Source organism: Mycobacterium sp., from assembly GCF_052144515.1.
Lineage (GTDB): Bacteria > Actinomycetota > Actinomycetes > Mycobacteriales > Mycobacteriaceae > Mycobacterium.
Map to the genome: position 1 here is coordinate 1 of NZ_JBKQQD010000338.1, position 6,485 is coordinate 6,485.

Sequence of the window (6,485 nt, forward strand, 5' to 3'; positions counted from 1 at the left end):
TGGACGTGGGCAGCCGCGGTATGGGGATACGCCCTCATCTGGTTCCTCGTCAGCGACCGCATCAAACTTCTCGCCTACCGCGTCCTCGACCCGGCAAAGAAGGCAAAGAAGGCAAAGAAAAAGTCCAAACCAGTTCACGACCTGACGCCCGCGCCTCTGTGACAAGAATGATCCAGTGGGACAACAACAAGAGGACCAACTAGTGAATTCGCACTTGAGCACTCACCATCGGCTGACGATCGAGAAGATCTTCAGTCGTGGTGTGTGCGAGGCACCAACCGGACCACCCGGCGGGCGGGAACATCGAGTGGCGCCAGGTCCTCAGGGCATGATCGACTACTGGCTGGCCCAGGCATTGTGCAACGCCGGGGTCAAAAAGCCGGTCCTGGGCCTGATTACGCAGACGCTGGTCGACGCCGCAGACCCGGCGTTCGCCGCCCCGACCAAGTTCGTCGGACCCGTCTACCGGCAGGACCGGGCCCAGCCGCTGGCCCACCGGCATTGCTGGACCATCGCCGCCGACAATGGTCAGTGGCGCCGCGTAGTGGCCTCACCCGAACCGCTCCGCATCGTCGAGCAAGACTCCATCCCCGGGCTTCTGGACGCCAGTTCGGTGGTGATTTGTGGCGGCGGTGGCGGCGCGGCAGTGACCGAGAACACCGCCGGCCAGCTGAGGGGTGTCGACGCGGTCGTGGACAAGGACTACGTCGCGGCGGTGCTGGGCATCGTCCTCGGAGCCCAGCATTTGCTGGTGCTCACCGACGTGTCCGCGGTCATAGAGCATTACGGCACACCGGAGGCCACACCACTGACGACCCTGGATCCAGATTACCTGGGCAGCATGGGATTTCCGGCCGGATCGATGGGACCCAAGATCGAGGCCTACCGTCGGTTCGTCATCGCGACCGGGCGCCCGGCCACCATCGGCGCCCTAGCCGACGCGCAGGCACTGCTCGCGGGCACTGCCGGGACCACACCCCGACAACGCAGCCCCACAGGGGTACTCATCAGGGAGTCGACGGGCGGCGAGGGCCCACTAGCGCTCGCACTCGAGGACCAGCGACGGGAGGTTGATCATGCCGGACACGTTGGTGGATCCCGACCTACTTAGCGCCGCGGTGCAGTTGGCGTGCCGGGCCCCGTCGTTGCACAACAGCCAGCCCTGGCGTTGGGTCGCCGAGGGTACGGGGTTGCGCCTGTACGTCGATCGCAGTCGGATTTTGTACTCCGCCGACAAGTTGGGGCGGGAGGCTCACATCAGCTGCGGCGCAGTCCTCGACCATCTACGCGTCGCGATGGCGGCAACCGGGTGGACTGCCAACGTCGACAGATTTCCCGACCCGAATAACGTCGATCATCTCGCGTCACTCGATTTCAGCCCACTGAGCCTCGTCACCGATGGCCATCGCCGCCGGGCCGATGCGATCCTGCACCGCCGCACCGATCGGCTTCCCTTCGCCGCGCCGAGTAACTGGAAGTCCTTCGAACCCGTGCTGCGCGACGCCGTCGATGCCGGGACAGTTCACCTCGACGTAATAGCCGATGAGCTGCGTCCGGAACTGGCGAGGGCGTCACAACTTACCGAATCGCTGCGACTGTACGATTCCTCGTATCATTTCGAATTAGACTGGTGGACTGGTCATTTCGAGAATTCTGATGGGATTCCGCGCAGTTCACTTGCGACGGCGGCCGAAAGTGATCGGGTCGACGTCGGACGTACATTCCCGGTTAGCGCTTACAACGAGCGGCGCGCCAGCATTGGACAAGACCAGTCCACAGTGCTGGTTCTGTCCACCGACGAGGACACCCGCAATGACGCATTCCGTTGCGGCGAAGCGTTGTCCGCGGTGCTGCTGGAGTGCACGTTGGCCGGGATGGCGACATGCACACTGACCCATATCACGGAGCTAGAGTCCAGCCGCAACCTCATCGCCACCTTGACCGGACGGGCAGCCATGCCGCAACTTCTGATCCGCGTCGGCGAAAACCCGGACCTTGGCGAGGTACCCCCCATGACGCCGCGGCGGCCACTTCGCGATGTTCTGACGTTTCACCCCGATACAAGTGGTTGAGCGGTGGGCGACCATCACGCACCGATGGGCACACCGACGCACTCTCGAGCGCAGTCGAATGATTCAATGTTGTTGCAGCACATCAAATTCCGCTTAATTTGCGCACGTACGGGTCCGATGCGTCTGACTGAACCGGCGCTCGGCGTCGTCCCGTCGCACGTGCCGACAGCCTTGACCAGGTCGTACGCGGGCACCCACACGTCGGTGACGATGACGCCCGTGCGGCGGGTCGGACCCAGTCGGTGAGCTGACCGGACGACGCATGCATCTCAGACGGTTGCGGATTGTCCCTCGCGGCCAGTGAGGGTTGCGATCATGCCGGGGAGCAGCAGGTCGAGGAAGCGGTCCAGTTCGGCGGCGCCGTCGTAGCAGGCTAGGACGGGTGCCAGCTGGCGCAGTTGAGGGAATTCCGTAATCGCGAGCCGGTGCAGACCGAGCCGGAGCACATCGTCGGTTTCCTCGGGTCGCTCGATAATCTCCTGCAACTCATTGAGGATGTGGCCGTACAGGTAGCCGAACAGGATTCGGTAGATGTGCAGGGCATCCTCGCCGGTGAAGCCGGCAGATGTGAGCAGTGCGAGGACGTCCTCTAACGGCCGCAGCATTCCTGGTTGCCGCTGCCCGAGCGGGGTGGCCAAGGGTCGAGTGACCAGGAGCGGCACCACGTTGGGATGCCTCAGGGCCAATTGGCGGAAGTCGCGCGCGACGGCACGCAGTTGGCCGGCCCAGTCCGGGTCCGTACTGTCCACAGATAGCTGTGCGAGCACCATCTCCGCGACACCGTCGAGCACTGCGGCTTTGTTGGAGACGTGCCGGTAGAGCATCACCGGATCTCGGCCCACCGCTTCGCTGAGACGGCGCATCGACAGTCCGTCCACACCGTCGCGGTCCACGATGCGCAGCGCGGTCTGCAGGATTATCGCCCGGTTGAGCTGACCGTTGCCTTTGCCGGCGGGGGACGGGTCCTCGTCGTCAGCGCCCACTTCGGGCCCGGCCGACTGTCTCGTCATTGCCTCAGCACTCCCCTTCTGCCTCACCATCGAAGCGGCCACCGATCCTAATTCAACATTATTAGTCACCGATGTTAAGTATCATTGTCTGTTAACACTGTTGACACTACCCCACGTGCGGCGTTTAATGAATATCAAGCACTGCGATTGGAGACCTCGACGTGATTGTCATCGGTGGATTAGTTGTTCTACTCTTCGCCGTCATCGTCGGATTCATCGGCATGCTGAATAATGCCGGGCCCGCTCATCCGTTGAGCGAGAACTTCTCGGTGTTGGGTTATCACGTCACCGGGTCGACCGGCACGTTGTTCCTCTTCGGGATCGTGATCGGCGCGCTGGCGATGCTCGGTATGAGCGTGTTGCTGGCCGGTGCACACCGCACCGCGGGCCGCGGGCGCGACGCCCGCCGTGAACTTCAAAGGTCCCAGCGCGAAGCGGCGTTTGTAAACCGAGACTTCGAACACCAGCCCGTCGGCGCGGCCACCGGCCCAACGGCGAACTCAGAATTGGCCCCGACCCGACCGAGAGGGAACGAGAGGGAGGAGGGGTTCCCTGCTCGGTCGCCGGTCGTGGGGTCGACAACCGACGGCACCAGGCGCTGGCGGCGGACGCCGGTAGGCGCCGAATCCAGTCGATACAGGGAGTTCTCAGTTGCCAGCTGTGATCCCTGAAACGAAGAATCCGCAACGAACATAGGTAAGAAGCAATGAGCATAGGTAAGAAGATCGCCCACAAGCTCGAAGGGGCCAAGGGCGCTACCAAGAAGGACTTCGGCCGCGCCACCGGCAATACCCGCCTGCGCACCGAGGGACGCATCGATCAGTTCAAGGGCAACACCAAACAAGCAGGGGCCAAGGTCAAAGACGCCTTCAAACACTGACCCAAAAGCCTGTCATCCCCTAACCTATCTCCATCGAAACCAGGTAAACGCCATGATCATCCTCGGAATCGTTCTTATCATCGCCGGATTCGTGTTCCACACCAACCTGCCCCTAGTGCCCATTGGGGTCGTCGTGCTCATCATCGGCGTGGTGCTGATGTTCGCGGGAAGGATGGGACACGCTGTCGGCGGCCGCCGCCACTACTACTAAACCGGCCACACGTAACCCACCGGGTGGGCCCGACAGCTCATCGTCGGCGCCCGCGGGTCGAATAATGCAAGGAGAGCCACATCATGCGGTACGCAGGGATACTGGTAGTCGTATGGCTGGTCGTAGGCGTAATCGCGGCCGCCCAACGCGGGTATCTCACCCATGCCACACAAAACTGTGCCAGCGCGGGGACGATCGCGCTAACCGTGATCGTGGGACCACTGAACTACGTGGGTGTCAATCCCAAGGTGACGGACTGCCACGTGCCCCAGCCCAGTGCATAACTCCCACAGCTCAATTCCAACCGATTTTCAACAATCAACCGCTCAACCAATCCAAGGAGCCGACATGACTACCAGCACTATCGTTTGGATCGTCGTCATCGTGATCGCGGCAGTTCTGCTCGTCGCCGCAATCGCGTGGGTGGCGCGCAAGAAACGCACCGAACACCGCCGCGTCCAAGCGGGCGACATCCGCGACAAAGCCGTCGAACAGTCCCACGAAGTGGGGCAACGCGAAGCGCTCGCCGACGAGACGGCAGCCAAGGCCCGCGCTGCGCAGGCCGAGGCCGAAGCCTTGGCAGCGCACTCGGCCGGCCTACAACACCAGGCGCAAGCACGTCACACCGAAGCGGCTACTTCCCGCAGCGAGGTGAACCGAGAGTTCGAGCGCGCCGACAAGGTCGATCCGGACTCGCCAACCAGCGATACCCCGCGCGGAGATGCCGCCGGCCGGCAAGACCCACCACGGATGCCCAAGGCCGGGTGACTTTCCCGATGCCCTGGAGTTGATCGGGGCCAGTGATACATCGTTGCTTGAGGCACGCGATAGGTATTCTGCCGCCCAGCGGCCCATCGACGAGGGCTGAATCGCCCTGGAAATCACGGAGGCTCCTGACCTTGGAAACAAGGATGCAGGTATATGCCGACGGAATCGTCATCGGGAAGCAAGCCAACCAGTCGGCGCTACAGCCCTGAGGAGAAGGCTGCGGCGGTGCGGATGGTGCGGGCGCTGCGCGCTGAGCTGGGCACCGAGCAGGGCACAGTGTCGCGGGTTGCCCGCCAGCTCGGCTACGGCGTGGAGTCGGTGCGCTCCTGGGTGCGCCAAGCCGACATCGACGACGGGTACGCGCCGGGAGTGTCGACCGCGGAATCGCAACGGATCAAAGAGCTCGAGCAGGAGAACCGAGAACTCAAGCGCGCCAATGAAATACTGAAACGAGCGGCGAGTTTCTTCGGGGCGGAGCTCGACCGCCAACACAAGAAATAGTCGAATTCATCGACGCCCACCGCGACGAGTTCGGGGTCGAGCCCATCTGCACCGTCCTGCGCGCCGCAGGGGTGTCGGTGGCCCCGAGCAGCTACTACGACGCCAAGACCCGCTCCCCGTCAGCGCGGGCCCAACGCGATGCAGTCCTGGGGCCGGGCTGCGCCAGCTCTGGGAGGACAGCTACTGCGTCTTCGGGGTCCGCAAGCTGTGGAAAACCGCACGTCGGGCCGGCCACGACGTCGGACGCGACCAGGTGGCCCGGCTGATGCGCGCCGCCGGCATCCAAGGGGCGCGGCGCGGCAAACGGGTGCGCACCACCAAGCCGGACCTGGCAGCGGCGCGGCACCCGGATCTGGTCAAGCGGAAGTTCACCGCGACCGCGCCGAACCAGTTGTGGGTAACCGATCTGACGTTCGTGCCGACCTGGGCCGGGGTGGCCTACGTCTGTTTCATCGTCGACGCGTACTCCCGCATGATCGTCGCGTGGCGGGTGGCCTCCCACATGCGCACCACCATGGTCCTCGACGCGTTGGAGATGGCTCGCTGGTCACGCGGAAACACATTGCCGGGCTTGACATGTCACTCCGATGCCGGATCGCAGTTTACGTCCATCCGCTACGGCGAACGGCTCGCCGAGATCGGTGCCGTGCCCTCGATCGGCACCATCGGGGACAGTTTCGACAATGCTCTGGCCGAGACCGTCAACGGCTACTACAAGGCCGAGCTGATCTACGGACCGGCCCGCACCGGGCCCTGGAAGACCGTCGAAGACGTCCAGCTGGCCACCCTGAGCTGGGTGTACTGGCACAACACCAGCCGCCTACACGGCTATCTGGCCGACGTCCCTCCGGCCGAGTTCGAAGCCGCGTTCTACGATGCACAACGGACCGACCAACCCCTGATCGGAATCCACTAACCTCGATTTTTCGTGCGGCGTGATTCAGCGGGGTTGAAGTCGGTGCTGGTCGCCTGTCGGGCTTGATTGTTGCAGGTGGGTGTGACAGGTCGGCCGGTGTCGCTGCGGTGGGCGGGCTTCCTTGGGG

General features: G+C 63.6%; 8 protein-coding genes, 1 pseudogene and 1 other annotated feature. Of the genes and pseudogenes, 8 read left to right on the plus strand and 1 reads right to left on the minus strand.

What is annotated here, in order from left to right:
- Nucleotides 1-202: 202 nt before the first annotated feature.
- Nucleotides 203-1,111, plus strand: coding sequence for an amino acid kinase family protein (locus ACLP9N_RS22410; protein WP_442409452.1), 909 nt, complete (start codon nucleotides 203-205; stop codon nucleotides 1,109-1,111).
- Nucleotides 1,077-2,072, plus strand: a complete 996-nt coding sequence (locus tag ACLP9N_RS22415) for an Acg family FMN-binding oxidoreductase (RefSeq protein ID WP_442409453.1) — start codon at nucleotides 1,077-1,079, stop codon at nucleotides 2,070-2,072. Before ACLP9N_RS22410 ends, ACLP9N_RS22415 begins: the two co-directional genes overlap by 35 nt.
- Before the next feature lie 269 nt (nucleotides 2,073-2,341).
- Here ACLP9N_RS22415 and ACLP9N_RS22420 read toward each other — a convergent pair whose 3' ends face one another.
- Nucleotides 2,342-3,082 carry a TetR/AcrR family transcriptional regulator C-terminal domain-containing protein gene (locus ACLP9N_RS22420; RefSeq protein ID WP_442409454.1) on the minus strand — a complete coding sequence of 247 codons (741 nt, stop codon included), beginning with the start codon at nucleotides 3,080-3,082 and terminating at the stop codon, nucleotides 2,342-2,344.
- A gap of 161 nt (nucleotides 3,083-3,243) precedes the next feature.
- Between ACLP9N_RS22420 and ACLP9N_RS22425 the strand changes: the two genes are divergently transcribed.
- The 6 genes and pseudogenes from ACLP9N_RS22425 to ACLP9N_RS22450 all read left to right on the plus strand — a co-directional run bounded on the left by ACLP9N_RS22425 (nucleotide 3,244) and on the right by ACLP9N_RS22450 (nucleotide 6,358).
- Nucleotides 3,244-3,753: a hypothetical protein gene (locus ACLP9N_RS22425; protein WP_442409455.1), complete on the plus strand. Its 510-nt coding sequence runs from the start codon at nucleotides 3,244-3,246 to the stop codon at nucleotides 3,751-3,753.
- Nucleotides 3,754-3,788: 35 nt separating this feature from the next.
- Nucleotides 3,789-3,962 carry a CsbD family protein gene (locus tag ACLP9N_RS22430; RefSeq protein WP_442409456.1) on the plus strand — a complete coding sequence of 58 codons (174 nt, stop codon included), beginning with the start codon at nucleotides 3,789-3,791 and terminating at the stop codon, nucleotides 3,960-3,962.
- Nucleotides 3,963-4,014: 52 nt separating this feature from the next.
- Nucleotides 4,015-4,173 carry a DUF6131 family protein gene (locus tag ACLP9N_RS22435; RefSeq protein WP_442409457.1) on the plus strand — a complete coding sequence of 53 codons (159 nt, stop codon included), beginning with the start codon at nucleotides 4,015-4,017 and terminating at the stop codon, nucleotides 4,171-4,173.
- Between the two features lie 83 nt (nucleotides 4,174-4,256).
- Nucleotides 4,257-4,457, plus strand: coding sequence for a hypothetical protein (locus ACLP9N_RS22440; protein WP_442409458.1), 201 nt, complete (start codon nucleotides 4,257-4,259; stop codon nucleotides 4,455-4,457).
- A gap of 64 nt (nucleotides 4,458-4,521) precedes the next feature.
- On the plus strand, nucleotides 4,522-4,941 hold the full coding sequence (locus ACLP9N_RS22445; RefSeq protein WP_442409459.1) for a hypothetical protein: 420 nt from the start codon (nucleotides 4,522-4,524) through the stop codon (nucleotides 4,939-4,941).
- Nucleotides 4,942-5,094: 153 nt separating this feature from the next.
- Nucleotides 5,095-6,358: pseudogene (locus ACLP9N_RS22450) on the plus strand (IS3 family transposase).
- Nucleotides 5,397-5,528, plus strand: a sequence feature (AL1L pseudoknot). (Overlaps the previous pseudogene by 132 nt.)
- Nucleotides 6,359-6,485 lie beyond the last annotated feature (127 nt).